The following is a 23,857-nucleotide window of genomic DNA, read 5'->3' on the forward strand; positions in this document are numbered from 1 at the left end:
GCTCTTCCTGGATCTATGGGGTGGGCTTTGGGCCGGAGACGGGTCTCCAGCCGGCGGTGGTGAATTCGGGGGTGCCCGGCAGGGCGACCGGCGGCACGGAGGTCGCCAGGGGGTCGGGGATGTTGACCCAGTCCCCCTGGTTCGCGCCGCGCATGCCGGGCTGCCAGCGCATGAGCAGGCTGATGGCGTACGAGTTGGAGAAGGTCGGTTCGGTGTCCCCGACGCCCCTGGTGGCGGTCACCTGGACCAGGACCGAGACCTGCGTCTGATCCTGGCCTCGGGGTTTCCACTGGACGCCGACCGTCCGTGTCCGCATGGCGGCGCCGTCGGGTAGCGCCCCGTCCTTGGGAAGGCCAAGGATCTCGCGCCATCCGGCGACGGCCTCGCGGGCGCCGGCCCGTGCCGCGTCGTGCTGTTCGGGTGCCGCGTACAGAAGCGCCGCCTGCTCGGCCTGTGTGGAGTCCAGGGTCCACGCCGCCTCCAGCGCGGCGGCGGCGGCCGAGATCGCGCCCACCTCGCTGCGGGGGAATCCGACGGGGTAGCCGGCCGCGCCCTCGTAACCGGAGGGCGGGGCGAGCATGACGGTGTCCCCGGCGTTCCCGACGGGTATGGAGGCGCTCACGGTTTCGGATTCGGATCGCAGGAGCTGCCATGCCGCGGCCGCCAGCAGGATCGCCCCCACGATCGAGACGACCACGATGATCATCCGGCGCCGGGCGTTCGGCGGCGGGCCCAGATCCCAGTTCAGTCCGGGATCGTCGGCGACATGGCGCACTAGTGGCTCCGAGCGGTGCGCTGGTTGAACGTCTGCCCGGCCGCCGCCGCCAGGCGGAGGTACGCGCCCCGGGTCGTGGGCCGCAGGCGGACCAGGTCAACCTCGGCACCCTCCTTGAGGTGCGGGTCGTAGGGGATACGGATCACCGCGCGGCAGCGGGAGGTGAAGTGACGCTCCAGCAGGTCCAGATCCACGTCGGACTTGGCCTCTACCGCGTTCAGCACGACGATGGCGTTCCTGACCAGGTCGGCGTGGCCGTGGGCGGTCAGCCAGTCCAGCGTCGCGGCGGCGGAGCTCGCCCCGTCCACCGCGACCAGGCTGACCAGCACGATCTGGTCGGCCAGCTCCAGCGTCGCGCCCATGGCCCCGTGAAGCAGGCCCGTACCACAGTCGGTGATGCAGATGGAGTAGTAACGCTCGATGAGACCGGCGACGGTGCGGTAGTCCTCGGCGTTGAAGGCCTCGCTCACGGCCGGGTCGGTGTCGGAGGCGAGGACCTCAAGCCGGGCGGGGGACTGCGAGGTGAAGGCACGCGCGTCGGCGTAGCGCAGGATGTGTGGGGCCTCGGCGAGCATGGTGCGGATGGTCGCGGCCGTCTCGGACTTGACCTTGAGGCCCAGGGTCCCGCGGTCGGGGTTGGCGTCGATCGCGATCACCCGGTCGCCGCGCAGGGAGGCCAGGGTGTTGCCGAGGGCGACGGTCGTCGTGGTCTTGCCCACCCCGCCCTTGAGACTCATGACCGCGATCCGGTGGTGCCCGCTCGCGACGGGGGTCTGTGCCTGCGCCATCAGCGTGCGCCGTTCCAGCTCCGCCGCCGACTCCGCGGGGATGATGCGCCTGCCGGAAAGTTGCCAGACGAGGCGGCGCCATCCTTTGGCGGGCTCAGGACGGCGGTTGGTGAGCAGGTGTTCCGCGGTGAGCGGGACCGTTTCATGGAACTGCCCGGCTGGATCGGGCGGCGATGCCTGGATGTGGGGGGAGGTATCCGTCATTGCCAAGGTCCTTTCGCAGAAGCGATCGTGGGGAAGGGGTACGGGGCTGTCAGCAGGTCCGCCAGCGCACCGTCGTAGTGATCGAGTCGTCGAGGCCGTGAACGGTCAGCGGGGCGGTGACGGAGGCGGGGGCACCACACCAGTTGCGGATCCGGTGGGCCCGCAGATTGATCACCTGCGTGACCCCTTCCCGCAACGTGCCGTCGGAAGGGCTCACGGCCAGGCCGGGAGCCGATATCCGCCACTTCAGCGGCTCTCCCGAGATGGTGAGGACCATGCTTCCCTGGCCGAACTCGTCCAGCGTCACCACCGGTGGGACCCGCATGCGAGAGGCGAGTCCGTCTCGTCGCGTCGGCGCGCCCGCGGTGGGGGGAGCTTGGGTGGTCTGGCTGGTGGACGCCTGCAGCGACCTCGCCGGTTCCTTCGACTCGATCGCGGGGCCGAGAAGGTTCATGCCGGTCAGGGTGCCGGCCGCGCCCGCCACGACGATGATGACGACCTTGATCGTCATATTCCTGATCCGGGTACCGGCCCAGCTGAGCGCCTCCAGCACGCGGATCCCCATCTCGATCCGCTCCTCGTCGGGGCGGTCGTCGGGTTCGGTGTGGAAACGCAGCACGGGAACCTGGGCGTCGTCGCGCATCTCGACGGACGCTTGCCCCGCGATGACGACGGGCTCGGCTCTGGCGACAGGTTGAGGGGCGGGCGGTGCCTGCCTGGGGATGGTGCCGGTGATCTCCTCGCTCTGGGCGAGGACCTCGCGTGCCCACGCCTGGGTGAGCAGGGCGTCGTACAGCGGGGTGTCGTGCCCGGGTACGGGGGGTGCGGACGGTGGGCGGACGGGCCGGGTCCTGCGGGGCGGCAGGGCGGGCAGCGGGGGCAGGCCGGAGGGATCGGAGGTGCCCGCCGCCGGTCCGCCCACCGGTGGCGTGACCGTACCCGCCGCCCCTGTGCCCGCTGACGTCGTGGCCGGTGGTTTCGCCAGCGGCTTCGAGGCCACTGGTGGATAGGGAGGCGTGCCGACTCTGGGCGCGGGCAGTGCCACGGCCGGCGGTACCGGAGCAGCGGGGACACCGCTACCGGCCGGAGGAGCGGGGAGGACGGAGGACCGGCTCTTGGCGGGAGGTGCGGGCGGGACCGCCTCCGGGGGCAGCGAGTCCGTGAGCCGCTGCCGCTCCTCGGCGGAGAGCGGCGCGACCGGCGGATGAGAGATCATCTGTGGGACCGTGTAGCGGATGTTGATCGGCCGTGTGCACACGGAACACCTGATCATGTGGGAGAGCAGGGTCGCCCGGGCGTCGTCGGGATCGACGATGGAGGACGCCTGCCCACCGGGCCTACCGGTGGGGAAGACGCCGGGAAAGACCGTCTCCACCAGCGGGGTGAGTTCCGGACAGGTACGCCGCCCGTTGGCGAGCGCGTCCAGCCCGCTCACCAGGGTCTCGATCAGATCCTGGGTACGGGTGGCGAGCCTGCCGATCTCGTCGGCGGGCATCCCCAGCACGTGGGGGAGATCCTCCATGCCGAGCGCGTGACGGTACATCAACCTGAGCGTCTCCGTGCCCAGGGGGTCGACGATCGTCCACACCCGTTCGATCAGCAGGGCATCGGGCATGCCGGGTCCCGAACCCGGCACGTACCGCTCCCGGTGGACGGTGGAGGTGCGGCAGTCACGTCGCACCGCGGCCAGCAACCGTCCCCGGACCGTGACGCCCTCGGGGGCGGCCTCGGTCCGGCCGGCGGCCAGCGCGGCGACGACCGCCGCGCGTGCCCGGCCGGATTCGAGGTGGGAGGCGGCGTAGTCCATCAGGTGCGCGCCGTGCTCGCGCACCCAGGCCGCCCCCTGGCCGGGGCCGGGCGCGAAACGCCCGGTTCCGGTGGGTGTGCTCATTGGCCGTCGTATTCGACCGGGTCCGGCTCGGCCGGGCCTTGGTCGGGCTGGAAGGGGGAGGTCCGGTCGCGGTTGTTCTCGTCGCCATTCCACTGCGAGGGGGCGCTGTCTCCCGTTCCCGGCTGAGCCGGGCTCAACCGACCGGGATCGGGCTGTGCGGGAACCTGCCGGCTCTGATCGGCCTGATCGGGAAGGGACTGGCCGGGATCGGGCTGGACCTGGCCGGGATCGGGAAGGCTCTGGCCGGGCACCGGCTGGGGAAGTGGCGCGGGAGCAGGGTCGGTCACCACGAGTTCCAGGTTCCGCTGGGGCAGGCCGGTGAACTTGGTCCAGTTGCTGACCTCACCGGATGCGGGCTCCGCGTAGAGCCAGCGGATGAACGCGGGCCACAGGCACGAGTCGCGGGGGATCGTCTGGCCGCTCTGGGCCGGGCTCGGGCCCGGGGACGTGCTCAGCGCCTGGAGCTCCTCGGCGGTGTAGTTGCGGCATGGCGGCGTGCCCGGCGGGGCGATGTTGAGATCCCACACGCCGTTCTCGTCCGTGTAGCGCATGCCCCTGTCCAGCCCGAGGGCCTCGTAGGCTCGCCGCAGAAGCTCAGGGTCCTCGAAGACCGGCAGCGAGACGCCGTTCTGGCCGCCGGGGAGTTGCGGTGTGGCCGGCATGAGCACGGTCCCGTCGGGACCCTGCGACGCGTTCTCACCGGGACCGGCGGACGGCTGCGGCTGGACAGGCTTCAGGCTGCCGCCGGGCGCTGTCGGTGTCACCGCTTTCGGCGGGACCGAGGGCTGTGTCCTCAGCGAAGGCGCGCCCGCGTCGTCCGTCGGTCTGGTCGCGGGTGGCACGACGACGGGCGCCGTGGGGGGCCTGACATCGCCGGAGGGCACGATCGGCTGGCCCGTGCCCGACCGGATCGCCGGCCGCAGGGTGCCCGTCGGCCGGGCGGGCGGTGCCGTCTCCCCTGGCTGGGAGGTTCGGTTGCCGCCGGTGGGCTGGGGTTGTGATTTGTTGCCGCCGGTTGGCCGTGGCTGGGAGGTTCGGTTGCCGCCGGGAGGTTGGGGTTGTGATTTGTTGCCGCCGGTGGGTTGCGGTTGGGAGGTTCGGTTGCCGCCGGGGGACCGGGGTTGCGACGACAGTGAGGGGCCCGAGGACTTCGTCCCGCCTGCCTCAGGAGCCGGCTTGGGCGGCGAGACCACCTCGATCTTCTTCTCCGCGGGGCGCTCGATGACGCTGCCGCTCTCGCTCTCGCTCTGCGAGATGTTCCCGCTGATCTTCTCCGTCGGCGTCGGCGCCGGAGGGGCCGGAGGCTTGACGGGCTGGGGGTTCGCCACCGGTGGTGGAGCCGGGGGTTGCACCGGCCCCGGGTTGGGGGCGGGCTGCACCGGCGCCGAGGTGGCCTTGGGGGCCGGAGCGCTCGTCTTGGGAGTCGAGGGTTTCGTCTCCGTGGTCTTGGGCGGCGTCGACGGGGTCGGCGTGCTCTTGGGGTTGCCGGGCCGCTGTGCGAGCGGGGCCGCGGCGGCGGCCAGGGCCAGGACCGGGAGGGCGACGCAGCCTTCCCCCGATGCCTCGACCGCGTGCCCGTCGGTGGTGGTGGTCAGGCAGACCCGCGGGTCCGCGGAGTCACCGCTGCGGGCAGCGCCCGCGATGGTGCTGCCCGCGTCGGCACCGGAGAGCGGGACCGGTTGATCACTGCCGGAAGACGCGCTCGACGACCAGGCCTTGGCCTGGTCGTCGAGGAGATAGGTGCCCGCGGCCAGTCGCATCACCTGCCCCCCGCCGGGGTCGGAACGGACGGCGATGACGGTTCCCAGCCCGGCGCCGGCGCTGAAGACGCCGATCGCGACACTCGCAGTGAGCACCGTCGCGCGCGATGGCTTACGTGAGGGTGTCATTATGAATGTTCCTTTTCTTCCGGTGAAACGTCAGTCGCCGTGGCTTTCCAGGACGTCGCTCCACTCGCCCAGCACGCGAGCGGGCTCGTTCGAGCCGGCGGGGGGGACATATGTCACATACATGCGTCCGTATGTGGCGCTCACCGAGTGGGCGAAGGCCTTACCGCGGGTGCGGACGGCGGCTGAGCCCTTCAGCTTGACCGTCGCGCCCTCCCGCTCCGCTTCGCGGACCTCGGTGGATCGGGCTCCATACCAGACCAGGGCGCCCCCGTCACTGGTCCTGAGCGCGCGTACCGGTCCCTCAAGCCGGTACGACAGCGTGAGCTTCCAGTCGGCCTGTCTCAGCTGCGCCCGCTCCTGCTGCCAGAACAGTGCGGCCTCGCTGGTCCACGGCCCCTCGTCGAATCGCGCGTCGACCTCGGCGTGCTCCAGGCTCGCCAGGTGTGCGCGGGCGATCTGGCGAGGGGACGTGCTCAGCCCGGTGGCGTTCTCCGGCAGGCTCGTCGCGTAGCCTTCCGCGTCGGTCGCTATCTTCGGGAACCGCGCCGGGGTGGCACGCGTGTCGGCGGCCGAGGCGACGAGCCGCCAGCCGCCGGGTGCCGAGCTCATCACGTCGACGACCCGGGCGACACCGGGTTCGTATGAGACCGCCACGAACCAGTCGGCGGTGCCGTTCACATGGCGCGGGATCCACATCTGCGGGTTGGGCCATATCCCCGAGGCCAGCGACTTCTTCTCCATCTCGGCGGTCTTGAAGCCGGCCCGCGTCATCTCCAGCGCGAGCCCGTGCTCCAGCTTCGCCATGGCGGCCTGGTCCTTCCTGCTCTGGGCGGCCGACAGCCCTCGCTGGTAGCGGCCGTGGATGCCGTACGCCTCCTTGACGGTGAGCTGGGGTGGGCGGGACGCGGCCGGCGAGTCGCTGTTGGGCGGGGTGGTTTCCGTCTCGGTTCGGGGTTTCTCCGCGGGGGGTTTCTCCGTACCGGTCGCCTCGGGGCGAGGAGAGGACCTGCCGCTCTTCGCGGGTTTCGGGGTTGACCCGGGGGTGGGGGGTGAGGAGGACGGCGTCGGTGAGGGCGAGGGCGAGGAAACGGCCTTCTCCCAGCCGGCGTCCGAGGAGTCGGGGGTGGGGTTCGCCGCGAGGGACGGACCGGAGGTTTCTCTGGTCGCGAGCCAGAACGCGGAGGCGGCGATGATCGCTAAAACCGCCGTGAACAGAATGACCTTCCGCCAATCGAATGACGGGAGGCGTTCGGGATGCCAGTCGGATCCCTGTTCGGAATCATGCCTGGAGGAAGCACTGCCACGGCCAGAGGACCCAGCCTGTCCATCTGGGAAATCTGATGCACGCCATGACATAGGTCCAAATATTAGACTGACCGTGATCTATTGGGAAGGTAAAGGGCTTAGTAATTGGCACTTATGGCTATTTGATTATAAATAACACTTAAGTCGACATATGGGCTGTCCGAAATATGGATCGCCCCCACCTGCTGGCATCCTGTCGGTGGACCGTACCAGTAGTTCTCTAGAGATGTGCTGTCATCTCTGGGTTTCGGGTGACCTTACGTGCCCCTTGGTGAACTGCCCTTTTTCCTGGGCAAGCCTGTCGTTCACCTTCCGTTGGGCTTTCCGGTCTCCGGTCGGTCATCCCGCGAGGGGCAAGTGATCGCGAAAACCTTTCACGCTCCAGATTGGTACAAGCTCCATAACAACTTGATATGAATGCGTTTCCCGGGTTCGGCTGTTCGGCCTCGGACCCTGTTCCGGGAATTGGAGCTCCGTCTTTTCCGTGCCCGCCGGGGACGGCGGTCTCCCGCCCCGGGTTGGGGGCCACGAACGGCCCGCCGGGCACGCGATCGGCCCGGGGCGAGCGCGAGTGGATGCGGGCCCGGTGCCGACGCGAAACGCCCCAGTCGGGCAGGGGGCGCCGTCTACTCCAACTCGATGAGCTCCACCAGAACCGCGTCCACCCCGAAGTACTCCCGGTCCGGGATCAGTAGCAGCGAGTCGACCACCACCTGGTGAGCTCCCCGGGTCGTGGCCTCCGCGACCAGGTGCTCGCGCTGGGCCGGATAGGAGACCTCCTCCAGATAGCGCCGGGCGACCTCGCCGAACGCCTTGCTGACCTCGGTCGGCGAGTGGTAGTCCCGGTCGGGGAGCTGTCGCAGGATGCCGTTGACCCGCTCACACTCGTCGCGCACGTGGGCGATCAGGTCGTTACGGCGCTTCGGGTAGTCCACACCGCGCAGATGGCGCTGGAGCAGAGCAGGATTGATGAGCTTGCCGTCGGCCATCGTGACCAACCCCCGGTGGATGTTCTCGTACGGATGCCGCCCGGAGAACGCGCGCCCTTGTCGCACCCCGGTGACGGGGATCGCGTGGGTATCGCTCGAACTCGACGATCCCCCGCGAGGGCCGCCCTCCGACCTTCCCGGACCTTCCTGTGCGGAGTCCGGGGAGTCGAGGCGTTTGAGGCGATCCCTGCCCGGTCCTGATGAGTTGACACCTTTGACCAGGTCAGCCGGAGGTGGTCCGGCCGGCCGAGCCGAAGCCCGTCTCGTGGTTCCACAGGTGGGTGCATCCCGGGCACTGCAGGTGTAGCAGGCTTCCGGTGTTGCCGATGAGGTAGCGCCAGTGCTCCCCGCAGTTGCGGCCGCCGAGGCAGTCGTCGCAGTCGCGGTGGTCCTGGCAGCCGGGGCAGGGCAGCCACGCCCTGCGTCCGAAGTCGGCGTGCGGGTCAAGCGGCATGGCCGGACTCTCTGGGGGGAAGCACGCCGGCGGCCACGAGCATGTCGTAGATCTCCTGCTGCCGGCTGTCGAGTCCGGAGTAGAGGAGGTCGTACGCCTCCTCCTCGGCTCGCATCACCCCCGGGGGATCCCAGTCCGGCTCCAGTGCCGCCATGACGGCGGCGCGGCGGCGAGTCTCCTCAAGGGTGAGGTCGATCTCGAAGTCGACATACGGTCTGGTGCTGTCCTGACTCATGACATGGCTTCCGGATCTGCTGGTGAGCGTGTCGGAGGAGCGATCGGGAAGGGCGGCGGCGTCGGAGACATGGCCTGGTTCGGCCTGGGTGGGCCGCTCTCTGCGATCAACCACATGTACTGCGGGGAGAGACTCCTCCTGAAGAGAGATCTTTGTCCATTATATACCTATATATACTTTGTATTACCTTTGATGATATTTCGGATGATGAAAGGCAGTCGGGGGTCGGTGTCCGGGACGAGGAAGCCGGGGGCCGGGGGCGGAATTCAGATGACCGGGTATGGACCAGCCAAGGACAACTACGGCTCGGGGGCTGCCATGACCACGTACACCCTGTCGATCGTCGAAGGCGACACCGGCGGTATCTCGTCGGGCAAGGACCTCTTTTCGTCCGACTCCCCGATCAATTTCAGCGACCTCGGGCCGTATGCCCTGATGTGGTTGACCGAGCACGGTTACCGGGATCAGGGCAGGCGGGTCCTGGTCACTCCCGTGGGCCGGCATCCCGAAGGGGTTCACGTGATCGCCTCCCACGATGTGGACCTCTGACTTCCATCGGATCCGGCTCCCGGGCGCCGTGCATCCTTGGCCTCTCGTTCGGCGATCGGAGAGCGGCTGAGCAGGTGGCGACAGCGCGGCGTGGCATCACGGGACAGGGGTGATTTTCGGCTGACAATCCATATGTGACTGGACATTCCAGGAGATTATTTCTCCAGCTCGGTGGGGCCGCCGTGGCCGGAGCGATGATCCCGGCGCACACCGAGCGTACGGTGAATCCGGTGAACGACCACTTCGCCCCGTTACGCCGCCGCTGGCGGGAGGCGTCGGCGGGGTCGGGATTCGATCCGGCGGCCGAGCCGTACCGAACCCGGCTGGCGAGGCTGGGGACGACGGCCGCCGGATACCGCGACACCATGGCGCCCACCGGCGCCTCGCTCTGGCCGGGGCTGGCGTTCCCCTCCTTCACCGACACTCCGGCACGGTTGCGGACCATGGCCCGCGGGTACGTGCTGCCGGGCACCGGGCTGACCGGCGACGCGAACCTGGCCGCCGCCGTCGCGGAAGGCATCGACCACTACCGGCGGCGGGTGTACGCCGCGGGCGTCGACCCGGCAGGCAACTGGTGGAACTGGCAGATCGGCGTTCCCAGAAAGCTCCTCGACGCGGCCGTGCTGATCGGCCCGCACCTGACAGGACCACGAAGCGGGGCGCTTCAGGAGGCGGTGGACCACTTTCTCCCCGAATGCCGGCTGGACGCCTACGAGGGCACCAGCACCGGGGCCAATCGGGTGGACCTGTGCACGGTGATGCTGCTCCGCGCCATCCTCGGCTCCGACTCCGGGAAGGCCGCGCTGGCCGCCTCCGCGCTCTCCCCGGTCTTCCGCTATGTCTTCGAGGGCGACGGGCTCTATCGGGACGGCTCGTTCATCCAACACACGTCAGTCCCCTACCAGGGGGGGTACGGGGTGGTGCTGCTGTCCGGGCTCGCCACCCTGTTCGCGGTGCTGCGCGGCTCGCCATGGGAGATCACCGATCCGAACCGGCAGGTCGTCTTCGACGGTGTCGAAAGGTCGTTCGCGCCGTTCGTCCACGACGGCTTCTGCATGGACCTGGTCAGCGGCCGGGGGATCGGCAGGGAACCGTACGGCGACCACCGCAGGGGGCGCGACATCGCCGCGGCGATCCTGCTGCTGGGGGAGGCGGCCTCCGCCGCCGAACGGGTCCGCTGGCAGGGCATGGTCAAGGGGTGGGCGCTGCGCGACACCTCCAGACCTATGCTCGACGCGGCAGAGAGGAGCGACCTGGGGTTCCACGCCCGCCTCGCCGCGGTTCTGGACGACGACGCGATTCCGGCGGCCGAGGAACCACTCGGACACCGGCTGCCGGCGATGAGCGCCCGCGCCGTCCACCGCAGGCCGGCCTGGTGCGCGGGGCTCAGCATGGCCTCGTACCGGATCGGCCACTACGAGCACGGCAACGGCGAGAACAGGCGTGGCTGGCACACCGGATCGGGGATGCTCTACTGGTGGGGCGAGGGGCACGGCGACCAGTACTCCGACTCTTTCTGGTCCACCGTCGACCCCTACCGCCTGCCGGGCACGACCGTCTCCACCAGGCGGCTGGCCGACGGCGCCGGTAACGCCTGGGGCGACACCTGCCCGCCTGCCCGCTGGGTGGGCGGTGCCACCGACGGCACCTACGCGACGGTCGGCCAGCACCTGAACGGGTTCGAGAGCACGATGGAGGCTTTCAAGTCGTGGTTCTTCCTCGACGACGCGGTGCTCTGCCTGGGGGCCGGGATCACCAGTGAGGACGGCGTGGCGGTCGAGACCGTCGTGGACAACCGCAGGACCGGCGCGCCCCTCACCGTGGACGACCGGGAGGGCTGGGCGCATCTGGCCGGGCACGGCGGCTACGTCCTGCCCTGTCCCACCCGGCTGCGCACGCTGTGCGAGGAACGCACCGCAGGCCAGGTGACCCGGAGCTACGTGACGCTCTGGCTGGACCACGGCGTCGACCCGGACTCGGCCGGTTACGTCTACCTCCTCCTGCCAGGTGCGAGCCGGGCGGAGACCCGGGCCCGTGCCGCCGATCCCGGCTGGGCGCGGGTGCTCGTCAACACCGTCCGGCAGCAGGGCGTCCGGGTCCCGTCTCTCGGGATCACCGCGGTCAACTTCTGGAACGGGGGAACCGTCGCCGATCTGACCGCCGAGGCCCCGTGCGCGGTTCTCGTCAGGGAGAGCGGCGACGGTACGGCGACGCTGACCGTGTCGGATCCCCGGCGTGAGGAGGACGAGCTGACCGTGACCTGGGACCGGCCGGTGGCCGAGGTGCTCGACGGGCACCCGCTCCTGACCGGTGCCACGACCGGCGCGCGGCTCACCCTCGCCTTCGGACGACTGGCAGGCCGGGGCGGCGGCTCGCAGACGGTCACCGTACGGCTCGACCGGCACGTGGAGCTGGAACGTTCGCGGGGTTGACCGGCTTTGGATTTCCGTTACCCAGAGTGATTGACACATCACTTTCGATTACCTCATGATGGCCGATGCCGGTGGTTCCGTATGGACGACGCCGGGGCACCGAGATCTTTCGGGGCATGCTTCAAGACCGTCCTGGAGGGGCGAATGAGGCTGTTCGGCGCTGTTCTGGGAGTGATCGTGGTGTCGGCCACGGCCGTTCTCGCCTGGGCGGGGCCGGGGGTGGCCGCCGAGGGCGAGGTCATCGTCTTCACCACAGAGTTGGAGGAGCTCGGCAGGTACCGGAACCTGCCCGCCGGTGGGTGCAGACGGCTACCGCCGACCGCGCACCTGCTGATCAACCTGACCGATTCCAAGGTCTTCATCCACGCGGGTCCGTTCTGCCTTGGCCCCGGTGTTCCGGTCGAGCCGAATCGCGGCTGGCACGCCCCGCCCGGCGGACAGTCCAGCTTCTCCACAGCCTGATCGCGACAGGTGAGCGGCGTGACGTGGTCCGGGTTCGCCCGGTAGGCACGTCCGGCTCGCTGCCGACCCGACCATCAAAATCATGACCATCGGTGATCGGGGGGCGGCGGTTACCCGGAGAACTCCCGCCCGCACAGGCCGGCGGCCCGATCGCGCGAAATTCCAGGATTTCGGGTTCAGGGGTGCCGGTCGGCTCTTTATTCATGTCCCCATCACGGCGGCCCGGTCCCACGCACACGTTTCTCCCCTGGTATCCGGCACCCGATATTCGATATCTGACGCTCGATGGCATCCAGCCCGACACGGTGAGTGGAGCAGCACGGCTTGCGGGGTGCTCGCGGTGGCGTCGAACCAGGTGAATAAAGATTCCGCCGAACGCCTGACATGTACCCGGGAAAATATGTTTCGGAGTTATGCGACAGGCAACTCGGAAAGGCGTTGATGCTCATGTTGCATACCTTCATCCTTGGAATGGGCAGGGCCGGAGAAGGACTGCATCTGCCGGCACTGTCCAGGGTGCGCGCCGCGATCCCGGACCTGCTCGCTCCCGGGCGGATCGTCGTCCACGACCCGTTCCGGCCTCCCCCCGATGTCGCCGGCGTGGTCGCGGTCGGCACCCTGGAGGAGGCGGCCGGGCGCACTCCACCCCACCGCACCGTGGTCCACCTGTGCACCCCGCCGCATATTCGCTCGGGCATGCTGGAGCGGCTGGCCGAGCTCGGCTACCGCAAGATCATCATCGAGAAGCCCCTGGCCCTGGACCTGATGGGCCTGGCGGCCATCGCCCGCACGAGGCGACGCTGGGGTCTGGACATCACCGTCGCCACCCACTGGCTGCACAGCTCCCTGACCCACCGCCTGCGTGCGGCGGTGGACTCGGAGGAGTTCGGCAGGCTGCGCGGCATCCGTGTGGTGCAGAACAAGCCCCGGTTCACCCGCAGCGCGGCGGGCCCCGGCCACCCCACCGCCTTCGACATCGAGATGCCGCACGCGCTCGCCGTGGTGCTCACCCTGGCCGGCGGTGCCCGGATCGCCGACGCCTCCTGGGCGGACATGGTGACCGACCAACTCCGGTTGCCCCGCCTGGGCCGCGCCAGGCTCCGGTTGGACCACCATTCCGGCGTGCGTACCGAGATCGACTCGGACCTGACCTCGCCCGTGCGCGAGCGCCGTATCACCCTGGACTTCGAGGGGGCGACCCTCATCGGTCACTATCCGTGCAGCGACGCGGACCACACCGCCCAGCTCCGGGTGGTGATCGAGGGCCGAGATCAGTCCTGCTCGGCGTTCGCCGACGACGCCCTGTCCGCCTTCGTTCGCAGCACCTACACGCGCTACGCCCGGTTTCCCTCCGCACCGGGGGCGCTGCCGGTGCAGATCGACGCCGTCCGGCTACTCAACGAGGCCAAGGATCTGTGCGCCGCGCACGAGCCGGACACCGCCCGGCACAAGGAGGTCCGGCGTGTCCACGGCACCCGCTGAGCACACGCCCGTCCCGGTCGGCGGACGACCGCCGAGCGGAGTCGTGCCGGCAGGGATCGGAGACGAGGCGGCCCCCGACCTGCCCGGCCAACTCGCCGCTCTGGACGAGCTGGGCTGGAAGCACCTGGAGTTGCGCACGATCGGCGGCCTCCCCGTCGCGAGGCTGGACGAGGCCACCTTCGCCCACTCGGCGGAGCGCATCCGGGCGGCCGGCGTCACCGTGGTCTGCGTCGCCTCCAAGATCGGTGACTGGTCCCGACCCGTGACCGGAGACTTCGCCCTCGATCTGGCCGAACTGGATGTCCTTGCCCGACGCTGCGCCGCCCTGGGAACCCGCCTGGTGCGCGTCATGTCCTACCCCTCGGGTGGTCTGCCCGAGGCCGAATGGGGCCGTCGCGCCCATTGGCGGCTGCGTGAGCTGGCGCGGCGCGCCGAGGACGCCGGGCTGCTGCTGGCGCACGAGAACTGCGCGGGCTGGGCGGGCGATCGCGCCGAACGAATGCTGGACCTGGTGGGCGGCGTCGGCAGTCCGGCGCTGCGGCTGCTGTTCGACATCGGCAACGGCGTCGCGTATGGATACCCGTCAGCACCGATGCTGGCCGCCCTCGTCCAGCATGTGGTGCACGTGCACGTCAAGGACGCGGTGACCGGTCCGGGGGGCAGAGTCGGCTTCGTCCCGCCGGGCACCGGTGAGGCCCAGGTCGCGAAATGCCTTCGCCTGCTGCTCACCCATGGCTACACCGGGGCGCTCTCCATCGAGCCGCACCTGCACCTGCGCCCGCACCTCGCCGCGGCGAGCACCGACGCGGCGCTCGGTGACCCCGGCCGTGGTGACCACGCCGCATTCGTGGCGTACGGGCGTGCATTGGAACGGCTCGTGGACCAGGTGGCGGCAACGGCCGGAGGGCTCCGATGACCGCTCCGCCCGCCCGCGCCGTGTCTCCGGTCCCGCTCACCCCGGCCGACCGTGACCTGCTGCTGCAGCTGCTGCGGCTGCCCACCGCCGGTCCGCTGGAGACCGGCCCGGAGGCGCCCGCGCCCAGGCTGCGCGAGGCGCAGGCCGACTATCTCCGCGCCGCCGCCGCGATCGGCTTTCGCGTCGTACGCCACGCGCCCGCCGAGAGGGCCGAGCTTGACCGCCCCGATGTCCCGGCACCGGTGCGCGCGACGCTGGACATCCCCGGTTTCCTCGAACACCAGCCCAGCCTGGTGCTGCTGCTGGGGCCCGCACTGCCGGTCGCCCGCACCGTGATGTTCAACGTGCATCTGGACACCGTCGCCGGATGGCAGCCTGTCCGTTTCGACGGCGAGTGTTTCTACGGTCGCGGTGCGATCGACGCCAAGGGACCCGCGGTGGCGCTGCTCGCCGGGGTGCGTGCCGCGCGGGCACTGCGCCCTGCCATCGGCCGTGACATCGGGATTCTGATCCAGGCCGTGGCGGGGGAGGAGGGTGGCGCCATGGGCGTCTTCGGCACCAGGCCGTTGGTGGAGCGCGGCCACACCGGGCGACTGAACGTCTTCTGCGAGCCCACCCGGCTGCGGTTCCTGCCGCGCGGCACCGCGGCGATGACCGCGCGGGTGGTCGTCGACGGGGTGGACGCCATCGACGACCACCCCGCCCACGGGCACAACGCCAGTGTCCTGCTGGGCTTTCTCGCCCAGTACCTGGGCCGGGCACTCGACCGGCACGCCGCCGAGGGCGCGATGTGCGTGGCGGGCCTGCACACGGGCACCCTGCACAACAAGGTCTACGGCGGCGGGTCGCTACTGCTCAACCTCGCCTACGCCTCGGCCGCCACCGGGCGGCGGCTGGAGCGGGACCTGCGGGCCGCCCTGGCCGACGGCCTCGACGCGTTCGTCACGGCCTTCTCCGGTACGGCACTGTTCGCCAGAACCGCCGCCGAGGCGCACGTCATCACTCGGCTGGAATGGCTCAAGCGCGGTCTGCCCGTCCTGGACGATCGTGACCTTCGGATGCACGCGCTCCTGCGTGACGTGGCCGGGATCGCGCCGTGGCCGCCCGACGAGCCCGCCTTCACCTGCGACGCCATCTGGATGTCGGAGGTCGCCGGGGCCTGCACCGTGGTGCTGGGACCCGGTGACCTCGCCGCCAACAACGCCCACGCCGATGGTGAGTTCGCGCGGGCCGACGAGCTCGCGGAGTTCGCCGCCGCGGTGGCCCGACTACTGCTGGCCTTCACCGACGACACGAACGGACGACCGTGAACCAGACCCTGTCAGCCGCGCGACCGCACCCCGAGCCCGCGTCGCGGGTGCCGGGGACCGTACGGGTGCGCCACGCCGACCTGCTCGGCTTCACCTCGGCGGTGTTCACCGCCCGGGGCCTGGCACCCGAGCGGGCGCACGAGGCCGCGCGGGCGCTCTGCTACGGCGACCTCACCGGCCTGAACTCGCACGGCCTGGTCAACCTGACCCGGCTCTATCTGCCGTTGTTCGACGAGGGGCGGGTCAACCCCCACGCCGAACCCCGTACGGTCGCCGACCGCGGCGCGGCCGTGCTCATCGACGCCGACCGGGCGCTTGGCCTGTGGGTGGCCGGGGTCGCGATGGACGTGGCGGCCGAACGCGCCGCCGCGTACGGGATCGGGGTGGCGGCCGTGCGCGGGGCCACCCATCTGGGCTGCGCCGGGCACCACGCGCTGCGCGCGGTCACCCGCGGCATGATCGGACTGGTCGCCAGCAACTGTGGTGGTCAGCGCATCGCCAGGCCACCCGGCGGGGCGGTGACGATGCTGGGTACCAACCCGCTCAGCGTCGCCGCCCCGGCGGGCGACCACCCCCCGTTCGTCCTCGACATGAGCACCACCGCGGCCCCCACCGGCCGTATCCGCCAGGCCGCCCGCGCCGGGCGACCCGTTCCCGAAGGACTGCTCCGCGACGACGGGGGCGGCTCCGTCACCGACCCCGCCGCCTTCGACGCCGGGCGGGCGCACCTGATGTGGCTGGGGGGCGAGGCCGGGCAGTACAAGGGGTTCGGGCTGGGCATCGCGGTGGAGGTGCTGGCCGCGCTGGTGCCCGGCGCGCGGCTGGGCGCGCATCCCGACGCGCTCTCGGGCGACGGCGGGCCGGACGGACGCGACGACGACATCGGCTTCTTCGTGGCGGCCGTCGCACCGGGCGCGTTGCGCGAGGGGGCCGAGGCCGACGCGAACGCCCTGTTCGGCGCGTTGCTGGCCTGCCCGCCCGTCGACCGGGCGAAGCCGGTGCGCTACCCCGGGTGGCACGAACACCGGCGTGCCGAGGAACATCTGAGTACAGGAGTCCCGCTGGACGCGACGGTATACGCCGAGCTGGCGGAGGTCGCGGCAGATGCCGGCCTTGCCGTACCGGACGTCCTGGCGGAGCGATGACGGTCCCGCTGCGGATCGGGGTCGTCGGCCTCGGTGTGATCTCCCGCTTCTACCTCGCGGCGCTGCGCGGCTCGGCGACGCTGCGGCTGAGCGCGGTGTGCGATCGCGATCCGGCGGTGCTGGCCGCGCGGACCGGCTCGGTGCCCGTCTACACCGACCATCTGCGGCTGCTGGACGAGGTACGTCCGGACGCGGTGGTGGTCACCGTGCCGAACGACGCGCACGCGCGGGTGTGCGCGGACGCGCTGGAGCGCGGAGTGGCCGTGTGCGTGGAGAAGCCGCTCGCGTTGGACACGGAGCAGGGCGTCTCGCTGGCGCGGCTGGCCGCGCGCGGGGACGTTCCGTTGTTCACCGCCTTTCACCGCAGGTACAACCACGCGGTCGGGCGGTTGCGAGCCGGGCTCACCGGGGCACGGGTCGAGAAGCTGACGGTGCGCTACCTGGAACGCATCGAGGAACACGCGGGTGCGGACACCTGGTACCTGGACGCGCGGCGATGCGGCGGCGGATGTGTCGCCGACAACGGCCCCAACGCGTTCGATCTGGTCGAGTCGCTGCTGGGGCCGGCCGAGGTGGTGTCCGCGCGGATCACCCGCGACGCGGCGGACACCGATCGGCGGGCCGACATCGGGCTACGCGCCGGGGCGGCGTCGGTGCGGGTGCTGCTCGACTGGTCCTATCCGGGCGAGCGCAAGGACATCGAGGTCCTGCTGGCCGATGGCCGAACGCTCCACGCCGACATGCTGACGGGCCATCCGGGGTTCAAGAACTCTCTGTGGCACGAGTACGTGGGGGTGCTGCACGCGTTCGAAGGGCGGATCCGGAACGGCGCGGGGGACGGTGACGGCGGGCTGCCCGCCCTACGTCTCGTCGAGGACGTCTATCGGCTGGCGGCGGCCACCGGAAAGGAGACGGGGTGAATCCGTACGAGGACGGCCCCAAGCGTGAGGTCACCGCGACCCTGGTGAAGCTGCTGGTCCACCGTCGGACGGACCGGGGTATGCGACTCGAACCGTACGCGAGCCGGTGCGTGCGAGCCGGAGAGGTGCACGAGCTGGTCGTCACCGACCACACCGAGACCGCAGCCGGAGCCAGGATAGACCGTGTCGGTTTTCTCGGCTTCGTCGAGATCGCCACGGCGGGTGTGCTCGACCGTGGTGACGAGGTCTGGATCGGCCGACGCCGAATCGGCGTGCTGCTCGGGTTCGACGGCTGTCACTTCCCCAATCACTACAACGTGCTCGTTCATGCCGATCCGATGGTCACCGGCCGGGACCTGAATCTGGTCCCTGAGATGTCGCTGGTGTTCCGGCAGGGCGTGCCCGGAGGCATGGATGAATGCGGTGCCGGCGCGCCCGATCTCACGGTGATCAGGCTATGAGAATTGATCGATCCTCGATATCCATATATCGGCGGACGGCTGGTTTATGTCCAGCTGTTCCCTTTTTGGATACCTCACCAGATAAAGCCGTGGGACTTTCTTGATCCCGCGTTTACGGACCGTCACCCATGGTTATAACGCCATTGCGGAGAGTGGCGAATTTCGAGGGATGGAATTCTGCTGCTGACTCTGCTCATTCCTGGCGCTCATCCATTGGGCTGCCCAAAATTCTCGGGAAAGGACTCAAATGGCCGCAGGTACCAAGGAGAGCAGTCGTCTGGAAGAGCGTTTCCGTCTCTGGGACTCGGACGGCGACGGTGTGATCGAGCGCTCGGACTTCGAATCCGAGGCCGACGACATCGTCACCGGTCTGGGCGCTCAGGGCACCCCGAAGGGCGCCGAGCTTCGGCAGGTCTACCTGGCCATGTTCGACCGCCTGTCCAGGGCCGCGGGCACTCCCCAGATGGACAAGGGCCAGTTCGTCCAGGCCGCCAACCAGGAGATCATCAGCAAGGGCGACGCCGGATTCGCCAGCGTGGTGGGTCCCACCATCCAGGCCATCGTCAACGTCCTGGACGGCGACGGCGACGGCGAGATCAGTCAGACGGAGATGACCAAGTGGTTCGAGGCCGTCGGCCTTGAGCCGGACGTGGCCGCTCAGGCGTTCCGGGAGCTGGACACCGACGGCACCGGCCGGCTCTCCGTGACGGAGCTGATCGACGCGGTTCGCGACTACCACCTCGGCAAGAACGACATTCCCCTGCTGGGCCGCTGATCCAGACGCGTCCACCGCGCGCCCGCCGTGCGGTTGCCCGGAGGCGCCCCGGACAGCCCACGGCTGGTGCGACCGGACGCGCGAAACCGACGCGTAGCCTCCCGCGCCATGCCGCCGTGCTCTCTGGACCTGCTCTCCCCGACCGTGCCGCACAGGAAGAGAGCCATGGAGAAGATCCTCCCTCCTCCCGCGACATCCCCGGCGCGAACCGAGCCCGCGCCGATCCCCTTCTTCACCCAGGCCACGTCGTTCGGTGAGCTGTGGTCCGAGATCCGTGCTCACTGCGTCGACATCCTGGACCGGGGCAAGTTCTCGCACGGCGCCAAGGTCGCGGAGTTCGAGGGGGCGCTCGCCCGGTGGACCGGCGCGAGACACGTCGTCGGTGTCAACTCCGGTACCGACGCACTGGTGTTGCTGCTGCGCGCCGCCGGACTGCGCCCCGGAGACGAGGTCATCGTCCCCGCCTACACCTTCATCGCCACGGCCGGCTCGGTGGTGCTCGCCGGAGGCGTGCCCGTCTTCGCGGACATCGAGGAGCACGGGTACGGGATCGATCCGCGGTCCGTGGACGCCGTGGTGACCCCCCGCAGCCGGATGGTCATGCCGGTGCACCTGTTCGATCGCCTCGCGGACATGCGGGGCGTGCACGAGGTGGCGCGAAGACACGGGCTGACCGTCCTGGAGGACAGCGCCGAAGCCATCGGCATGCGTCTGGACGGCACGCACGCCGGGCTGCTCGGCGTCGGCGGGGTGCTGTCGTTCTTTCCGACCAAGACTCTCGGCGCCATCGGCGACGCCGGGGCGCTGCTCACCGACGACGACGCCGTCGCCGAGACCGCGCGAGCGCTACGCCACCACGGTCGCGGCGGACGCACCCTGGACCACTTCCCCGGTATCGCCAACCCCACGGTGCTCTCCGGCCTCAACAGCAAGATGGACGATATCCAGGCAGCCGTCCTGCTCGCCAAACTCGCCCGCCTCGACGCCGACATCGCCCGCCGAGGCGAGCTCTCGGCGCGCTACGACGACCGGCTGCGCGATGTCCCGGGGGTGTACGCGATTCCCGGCGCCGTCCCACCACACCCTGGCGGTAACCGGGTCTGTTACGTCCATCTCATCGAGGTCGAAGGCCGCGACGCCCTCGTCGCGCATCTGGCCGCCAAGGGGATCGAGTCCGAAACCTACTATCCGGTTCCGATGCATCTCCAGCCGTGCTTCGCGGATCTGGGACACGCCCCCGGCGACTTCCCGCGCGCCGAGGCGGCCTGCGCGAGAGCCCTCGCACTACCGCTCTATCCCGACCTGGCCGAGTGGCAGGTGGACCGGGTGTGCGACGAGATCGAGAACTTCTACGCGGGAGGACGACGGTGACCGCCCAGACCACCGGGACCATCCCCTTCTTCCCTCCCGACCTGTTCGAGGAGGAGCGCGACACGCTGCTGGAGACGGTGCGCGCCATCGGCACCGCCGCCACCCAGAGGTTCATCCTGGGCGGGCACACGGCCCGGTTCGAGCGGGAACTGCGCGATCGGCTGGGTGCCGGCGACGTCGTCGCCTGCTCCAGCGGCACGACCGCCCTCACCCTGGTGCTGAACGCCATGGGAGTCGGTCCCGGCGACGAGGTGGTGGTGCCCGCCTTCGGCTGCGCGCCACTGGCCGCGACCGTCGTCAACCTCGGTGCCCGGCCGGTTTTCGCCGACGTCGACCCGGGGCGGCTGACCATGGACCCCGTCGCCGCCGAGGCGCTCATCACCCCGCGTACCAAGGCGCTGATGCCGGCGCACATGTTCTCGACGATGGCGGACATGCCCCGCTTCCGTGAGCTGGCCGACCGGTACGACCTACGCCTGCTGGAGGACTCGGCGGTCGCGCAGGGCGGCACGCTGCTGGGACGTCCAGCGGGTCGCTGGGGTGACGCGGGCGTTTACTCGTTCGTACAGGTCAAGACGTTCGGCATGCCGGGTGAGGGCGGTGTGGTGGTCACCGACGACGCCGACCTGGCCATGCGCGTGCGGATGCTGCGCAATCACGGCCAGGACGGCACGCGCCGCTTCGTCCACCACCGCATCGGACACAACAGCCGCTTCGACGAGGTAATGGCCGCCTTCCAGACGCATCGGCTGGCCGGTCTGGGCCGACGGCTGGCGCGCCGGGCGGATATCGCCGACTACTACTCCACCCGGTTCGCCTCCCTGGCAGCCCTCGGGGTGTCGGCACCTCCTGTCGGCGGTGACGGCCGCTGCCACTATGTCTACGCGGTGCTGGCCACCCGCCGCGAGGCGCTCAGGGCACACCTGGCCGCGCGCGGCGTCGACTCGCACGTCTACTACCCGCGCACCCTTCCCGCCCAGCCCGCGTTCGCGCCGCACGCGCCCCGCGACACACATTGGCCCAATGCGGCCTCGGCCGCCCGGCGCAACCTCGCCCTGCCGCTGTATCCGCACCTCAGCGACATCCAACTGGAACACATCGCCGACACCGTCTGCGCCTTCGCCCACGAAACCCGGGGAGCACGATGACCGATCAGTTCACCGGCAGGGAAACCGGCGGGGAAACGGAGTCCGGTCCGGCCGCGACCGCACGCGGCACCCTTGTGGCCTACGCGCGTCTGGCCAAGCTCGACGTCTACGACTACTACCTCGGCCTGCCACTGGTGTGGACGCTGCTCGCCCCCGCCGGCCGGTGGGAGCCGGGCGTCATCGGCCTGCTGGTGCTGATCGTCCTCGCCGAGATCGCCGTGGTGGCCGCCATGGTCGGTTTCGACGACATCACCGGCTACCGCGACGGCAGCGACGCGGCCAACTACGGTGCCGATGCCGCAAGGCGACGCCTGGCCAGGAAACCGCTGGTCGCCGGCACCCTTACCGAGGCTCAGGCGCTCCGCTTCGCCTGGTCGGCGACCGCACTCGGCGTGGTGCTGTGGGCGCTGGCGGTGGCCGTCGCGCCACATCGCCCGCCGTGGGCGGTCGTGCTGGCGGCGGTGTGCGTCGTGGCGTCGGTGCAGTACTCCTGGGGGCTGAAGATCAGCTATCGAGGATTTCAGGAGATCTTCCTGATCGGTCTGGGCGTCGGCTGGGTGCTGGTGCCGTACGGCCTGCTCACCGGCGAGGTGACCGATCTGGTTCTCGTGCAGGCCCTGCTGTTCGGATTTGGGCCGATGCTGTTCGGGCTCTACTCCAACACCCACGACATCGACGGCGACCGTCGCGCCGGGCGCGTCACCGTCGCGGCCCTGGTGCCCGCCGGGGTCAACACGGCGTTCATCACCGTGATGACCGCCGTCGCGGCCCTGCTCATCGTCGTCGGTCCCCTCGTCGGCGCCGTGCCCTGGTGGTTACCGATCGTCTTGGTACCGGTTCTCGCCATGCGCGCGACCCACCTGGTAATCGGCGCCGTGCGAGGTGACATCCTGCGCGCCCGGCGGATCGCCATTCGCGCCCACCGGGTCACCGTGATCCTGCTGGTCATCGCGAACCTGGCCGCCCCGCTGCTCACCGGCACCGCCACATGACCTCCGCACTGGACGTCGCGGTGGTCGGCGCGGGTCCCGCCGGGCTGGCCGCAGCCTACGCGCTCGCCGAGGCGGGGTGCTCGGTAAGAGTCTTCGAGGCCGCCGACGCGGTCGGCGGGCGGATGCGCACCCTGCGCGCCCACGGCTGTCTGATCGACACCGGAGCCGAGATGCTCCCCTCTGCCGCGGGCTACCCGGCCACCTGGAGGCTCATCGCCGCCCTCGGTCTGGACGCCGACCCCGAGGCCGTGCCCCGGGTGCGCGACGCGCTCGCCGTGTGGCGTGGCGGCCGGTCCAGGCCACACGCCGGTCGCCCGCTGGGGCTGCTCACCGGGGCGGGGCTGCCGCCACGCGCGCGGGTGGACCTGCTCCGCCTCCAGACGCGCCTGGCCTGGCTCGGCGACCTCGACCCTGACCGTCCGGAGCGCGGCCCACTGGGCTCCGTCACGGTCGCCGACCTCGTCAGGCGCTACCATCCCGATCTTCGCGACTACCTCATCCAACCGCTGGTCGCCGGATTCTTCGGGTGGGATCCGGAGCGCGCCGCGGCGGCTCCGTTCGCCGCGCACCTGACGGCCTCGGGCAGCACGAACGGCTGGCACACCTACCGCGACGGCATGGACACCCTCGCCCGCGCGCTGGCCGCGCGGCTCGACGTGGTCACCGGGCACACCGTGACCCGGGTGGTCGCGGACCCCGGTGAGGTCCGGTTGGAGTCGCCCGGCGGCACCGTCACCGCCCGTTCGGCGGTACTGGCCGTGCCCGCCCCCGTCGCGGCACGCCTGCACACGGACGCACCGCCGGTCGAACGCGCCTACCGGGATGCGTGCGGCTACGCGCCCATGCTCCGTCTCACCCTGGTCCTGGACCGGCCGATGGCCCCCACGGGTGTACGGCGTGGCTTCGCCACCCTCGTCCCCGCCGCTGAGGACCCCCTGGTCAACGTGATCACTGTGGATCATCAGAAGCATCCCGGGCGGGTGCCCGCGGGGCGCGGCCTGGTGTCGCTCGTCGCCTCACCCCGGGGCACCGCCGAACTGATCGACGCCCCCGACGAGGAGGTGAAGGAGCGACTCACCGCCCGTGCCGAACGCTTCGTGCCCGGGATGGCCGCGTGCGTCACCTTCGCCCACGTGCATCGGTTCCGGTACGGCCTGCCCGAGGCGACACCGCGTGCCCTCGAACTGCGCGCCGCGTTCGAGGCCCGTCCGGCCTCGGCGGTGGAGTACGCGGGCGACTGGACGGCGCTGCGCCCGTGCAGTGAGGGTGCGGTCGCCTCCGCCGCGCGGGCCGCCGCGCGGGTGCTCGCCCACCTGTCGCCCGCCGGCTGACCGGGGTCGTCCGTCGCGCCCGCGCCGCGGCTT

At 70.5% G+C, this 23,857-nt stretch carries 22 protein-coding genes; 14 read left to right on the top strand and 8 right to left on the bottom strand.

Annotated elements, in window-relative coordinates:
• Positions 1-13: 13 nt before the first annotated feature.
• The 8 genes from IG98_RS0125495 to IG98_RS0125530 all read right to left on the bottom strand — a co-directional run bounded on the left by IG98_RS0125495 (position 14) and on the right by IG98_RS0125530 (position 8,530).
• Positions 14-775: a hypothetical protein gene (locus IG98_RS0125495; RefSeq protein WP_030917121.1), complete on the bottom strand. Its 762-nt coding sequence runs from the start codon at positions 773-775 to the stop codon at positions 14-16.
• Positions 775-1,767, bottom strand: a complete 993-nt coding sequence (locus IG98_RS0125500; protein ID WP_030917124.1) for a nucleotide-binding protein — start codon at positions 1,765-1,767, stop codon at positions 775-777. Before IG98_RS0125500 ends, IG98_RS0125495 begins: the two co-directional genes overlap by 1 nt.
• A 49-nt stretch (positions 1,768-1,816) precedes the next feature.
• A complete protein-coding gene (locus IG98_RS0125505; RefSeq protein WP_030917128.1) occupies positions 1,817-3,658 on the bottom strand; it encodes a hypothetical protein in 1,842 nt (613 codons plus the stop codon).
• The gene (locus IG98_RS0125510; protein WP_157594506.1) at positions 3,655-5,547 is read right to left on the bottom strand and encodes a hypothetical protein; all 1,893 of its coding nucleotides are present in this window, start codon (positions 5,545-5,547) and stop codon (positions 3,655-3,657) included. The genes IG98_RS0125505 and IG98_RS0125510 overlap by 4 nt, the downstream gene beginning before the upstream one ends.
• Positions 5,548-5,577: 30 nt before the next feature.
• A complete protein-coding gene (locus tag IG98_RS55135; protein WP_037971240.1) occupies positions 5,578-6,903 on the bottom strand; it encodes a DUF8094 domain-containing protein in 1,326 nt (441 codons plus the stop codon).
• A gap of 575 nt (positions 6,904-7,478) precedes the next feature.
• Positions 7,479-7,907: a DUF2795 domain-containing protein gene (locus tag IG98_RS47285; RefSeq protein WP_157594507.1), complete on the bottom strand. Its 429-nt coding sequence runs from the start codon at positions 7,905-7,907 to the stop codon at positions 7,479-7,481.
• 157 nt (positions 7,908-8,064) lie between these two features.
• Positions 8,065-8,295 carry a hypothetical protein gene (locus IG98_RS0125525; RefSeq protein ID WP_030917137.1) on the bottom strand — a complete coding sequence of 77 codons (231 nt, stop codon included), beginning with the start codon at positions 8,293-8,295 and terminating at the stop codon, positions 8,065-8,067.
• Entirely contained in the window at positions 8,285-8,530 is a 246-nt protein-coding gene (locus IG98_RS0125530) for a DUF6400 family protein (protein WP_030917140.1), read from the bottom strand. Before IG98_RS0125530 ends, IG98_RS0125525 begins: the two co-directional genes overlap by 11 nt.
• A gap of 270 nt (positions 8,531-8,800) precedes the next feature.
• Between IG98_RS0125530 and IG98_RS50805 the strand changes: the two genes are divergently transcribed.
• The 14 genes from IG98_RS50805 to IG98_RS0125600 all read left to right on the top strand — a co-directional run bounded on the left by IG98_RS50805 (position 8,801) and on the right by IG98_RS0125600 (position 23,824).
• Positions 8,801-9,079, top strand: coding sequence for a hypothetical protein (locus IG98_RS50805; protein ID WP_157594508.1), 279 nt, complete (start codon positions 8,801-8,803; stop codon positions 9,077-9,079).
• A gap of 230 nt (positions 9,080-9,309) precedes the next feature.
• The gene (locus IG98_RS0125540; RefSeq protein WP_245651708.1) at positions 9,310-11,511 is read left to right on the top strand and encodes a polysaccharide lyase 8 family protein; all 2,202 of its coding nucleotides are present in this window, start codon (positions 9,310-9,312) and stop codon (positions 11,509-11,511) included.
• A gap of 144 nt (positions 11,512-11,655) precedes the next feature.
• Positions 11,656-11,973: a hypothetical protein gene (locus IG98_RS0125545; RefSeq protein WP_030917149.1), complete on the top strand. Its 318-nt coding sequence runs from the start codon at positions 11,656-11,658 to the stop codon at positions 11,971-11,973.
• 441 nt (positions 11,974-12,414) lie between these two features.
• Entirely contained in the window at positions 12,415-13,455 is a 1,041-nt protein-coding gene (locus IG98_RS0125550) for a Gfo/Idh/MocA family oxidoreductase (RefSeq protein WP_245651709.1), read from the top strand.
• Complete coding sequence (locus IG98_RS0125555) at positions 13,436-14,371, top strand: sugar phosphate isomerase/epimerase family protein (protein WP_084195637.1); 936 nt, start codon at positions 13,436-13,438, stop codon at positions 14,369-14,371. The genes IG98_RS0125550 and IG98_RS0125555 overlap by 20 nt, the downstream gene beginning before the upstream one ends.
• Positions 14,368-15,681 carry a M20/M25/M40 family metallo-hydrolase gene (locus tag IG98_RS0125560; protein WP_051752866.1) on the top strand — a complete coding sequence of 438 codons (1,314 nt, stop codon included), beginning with the start codon at positions 14,368-14,370 and terminating at the stop codon, positions 15,679-15,681. Before IG98_RS0125555 ends, IG98_RS0125560 begins: the two co-directional genes overlap by 4 nt.
• On the top strand, positions 15,678-16,826 hold the full coding sequence (locus tag IG98_RS0125565) for an Ldh family oxidoreductase (protein ID WP_084195638.1): 1,149 nt from the start codon (positions 15,678-15,680) through the stop codon (positions 16,824-16,826). Before IG98_RS0125560 ends, IG98_RS0125565 begins: the two co-directional genes overlap by 4 nt.
• Positions 16,823-17,746, top strand: coding sequence for a Gfo/Idh/MocA family protein (locus IG98_RS0125570; RefSeq protein ID WP_030917162.1), 924 nt, complete (start codon positions 16,823-16,825; stop codon positions 17,744-17,746). Before IG98_RS0125565 ends, IG98_RS0125570 begins: the two co-directional genes overlap by 4 nt.
• Positions 17,743-18,207, top strand: coding sequence for a DUF6917 domain-containing protein (locus tag IG98_RS0125575; protein WP_037971246.1), 465 nt, complete (start codon positions 17,743-17,745; stop codon positions 18,205-18,207). Before IG98_RS0125570 ends, IG98_RS0125575 begins: the two co-directional genes overlap by 4 nt.
• 247 nt (positions 18,208-18,454) lie before the next feature.
• Positions 18,455-18,982, top strand: coding sequence for an EF-hand domain-containing protein (locus tag IG98_RS0125580; RefSeq protein ID WP_030917168.1), 528 nt, complete (start codon positions 18,455-18,457; stop codon positions 18,980-18,982).
• Between the two features lie 108 nt (positions 18,983-19,090).
• Complete coding sequence (locus tag IG98_RS0125585) at positions 19,091-20,353, top strand: DegT/DnrJ/EryC1/StrS family aminotransferase (protein ID WP_245651710.1); 1,263 nt, start codon at positions 19,091-19,093, stop codon at positions 20,351-20,353.
• On the top strand, positions 20,350-21,501 hold the full coding sequence (locus IG98_RS0125590) for a DegT/DnrJ/EryC1/StrS family aminotransferase (RefSeq protein WP_030917173.1): 1,152 nt from the start codon (positions 20,350-20,352) through the stop codon (positions 21,499-21,501). Before IG98_RS0125585 ends, IG98_RS0125590 begins: the two co-directional genes overlap by 4 nt.
• Positions 21,498-22,493, top strand: a complete 996-nt coding sequence (locus IG98_RS0125595; RefSeq protein WP_030917178.1) for a UbiA family prenyltransferase — start codon at positions 21,498-21,500, stop codon at positions 22,491-22,493. The genes IG98_RS0125590 and IG98_RS0125595 overlap by 4 nt, the downstream gene beginning before the upstream one ends.
• Positions 22,490-23,824 carry a protoporphyrinogen/coproporphyrinogen oxidase gene (locus tag IG98_RS0125600; protein WP_030917181.1) on the top strand — a complete coding sequence of 445 codons (1,335 nt, stop codon included), beginning with the start codon at positions 22,490-22,492 and terminating at the stop codon, positions 23,822-23,824. The genes IG98_RS0125595 and IG98_RS0125600 overlap by 4 nt, the downstream gene beginning before the upstream one ends.
• Positions 23,825-23,857: the final 33 nt, after the last annotated feature.

Source organism: Streptosporangium amethystogenes (genome assembly GCF_000721075.1).
Lineage (GTDB): Bacteria > Actinomycetota > Actinomycetes > Streptosporangiales > Streptosporangiaceae > Streptosporangium > Streptosporangium amethystogenes.

Excerpts from the sequence above, each read along its gene's own strand:
- IG98_RS0125500 (WP_030917124.1), bottom strand. The coding sequence starts at position 1,767 with ATGACGGATACCTCCCCCCACATCCAGGCATCGCCGCCCGATCCAGCC.
- IG98_RS0125505 (WP_030917128.1), bottom strand. The coding sequence starts at position 3,658 with ATGAGCACACCCACCGGAACCGGGCGTTTCGCGCCCGGCCCCGGCCAG.
- IG98_RS0125510 (WP_157594506.1), bottom strand. The coding sequence starts at position 5,547 with ATGACACCCTCACGTAAGCCATCGCGCGCGACGGTGCTCACTGCGAGT.
- IG98_RS55135 (WP_037971240.1), bottom strand. The coding sequence starts at position 6,903 with ATGTCATGGCGTGCATCAGATTTCCCAGATGGACAGGCTGGGTCCTCT.
- IG98_RS0125525 (WP_030917137.1), bottom strand. The coding sequence starts at position 8,295 with ATGCCGCTTGACCCGCACGCCGACTTCGGACGCAGGGCGTGGCTGCCC.
- IG98_RS0125530 (WP_030917140.1), bottom strand. The coding sequence starts at position 8,530 with ATGAGTCAGGACAGCACCAGACCGTATGTCGACTTCGAGATCGACCTC.
- IG98_RS50805 (WP_157594508.1), top strand. The coding sequence starts at position 8,801 with ATGACCGGGTATGGACCAGCCAAGGACAACTACGGCTCGGGGGCTGCC.
- IG98_RS0125545 (WP_030917149.1), top strand. The coding sequence starts at position 11,656 with ATGAGGCTGTTCGGCGCTGTTCTGGGAGTGATCGTGGTGTCGGCCACG.
- IG98_RS0125550 (WP_245651709.1), top strand. The coding sequence starts at position 12,415 with ATGCTCATGTTGCATACCTTCATCCTTGGAATGGGCAGGGCCGGAGAA.
- IG98_RS0125560 (WP_051752866.1), top strand. The coding sequence starts at position 14,368 with ATGACCGCTCCGCCCGCCCGCGCCGTGTCTCCGGTCCCGCTCACCCCG.
- IG98_RS0125570 (WP_030917162.1), top strand. The coding sequence starts at position 16,823 with ATGACGGTCCCGCTGCGGATCGGGGTCGTCGGCCTCGGTGTGATCTCC.
- IG98_RS0125580 (WP_030917168.1), top strand. The coding sequence starts at position 18,455 with ATGGCCGCAGGTACCAAGGAGAGCAGTCGTCTGGAAGAGCGTTTCCGT.
- IG98_RS0125585 (WP_245651710.1), top strand. The coding sequence starts at position 19,091 with ATGCCGCCGTGCTCTCTGGACCTGCTCTCCCCGACCGTGCCGCACAGG.
- IG98_RS0125595 (WP_030917178.1), top strand. The coding sequence starts at position 21,498 with ATGACCGATCAGTTCACCGGCAGGGAAACCGGCGGGGAAACGGAGTCC.
- IG98_RS0125600 (WP_030917181.1), top strand. The coding sequence starts at position 22,490 with ATGACCTCCGCACTGGACGTCGCGGTGGTCGGCGCGGGTCCCGCCGGG.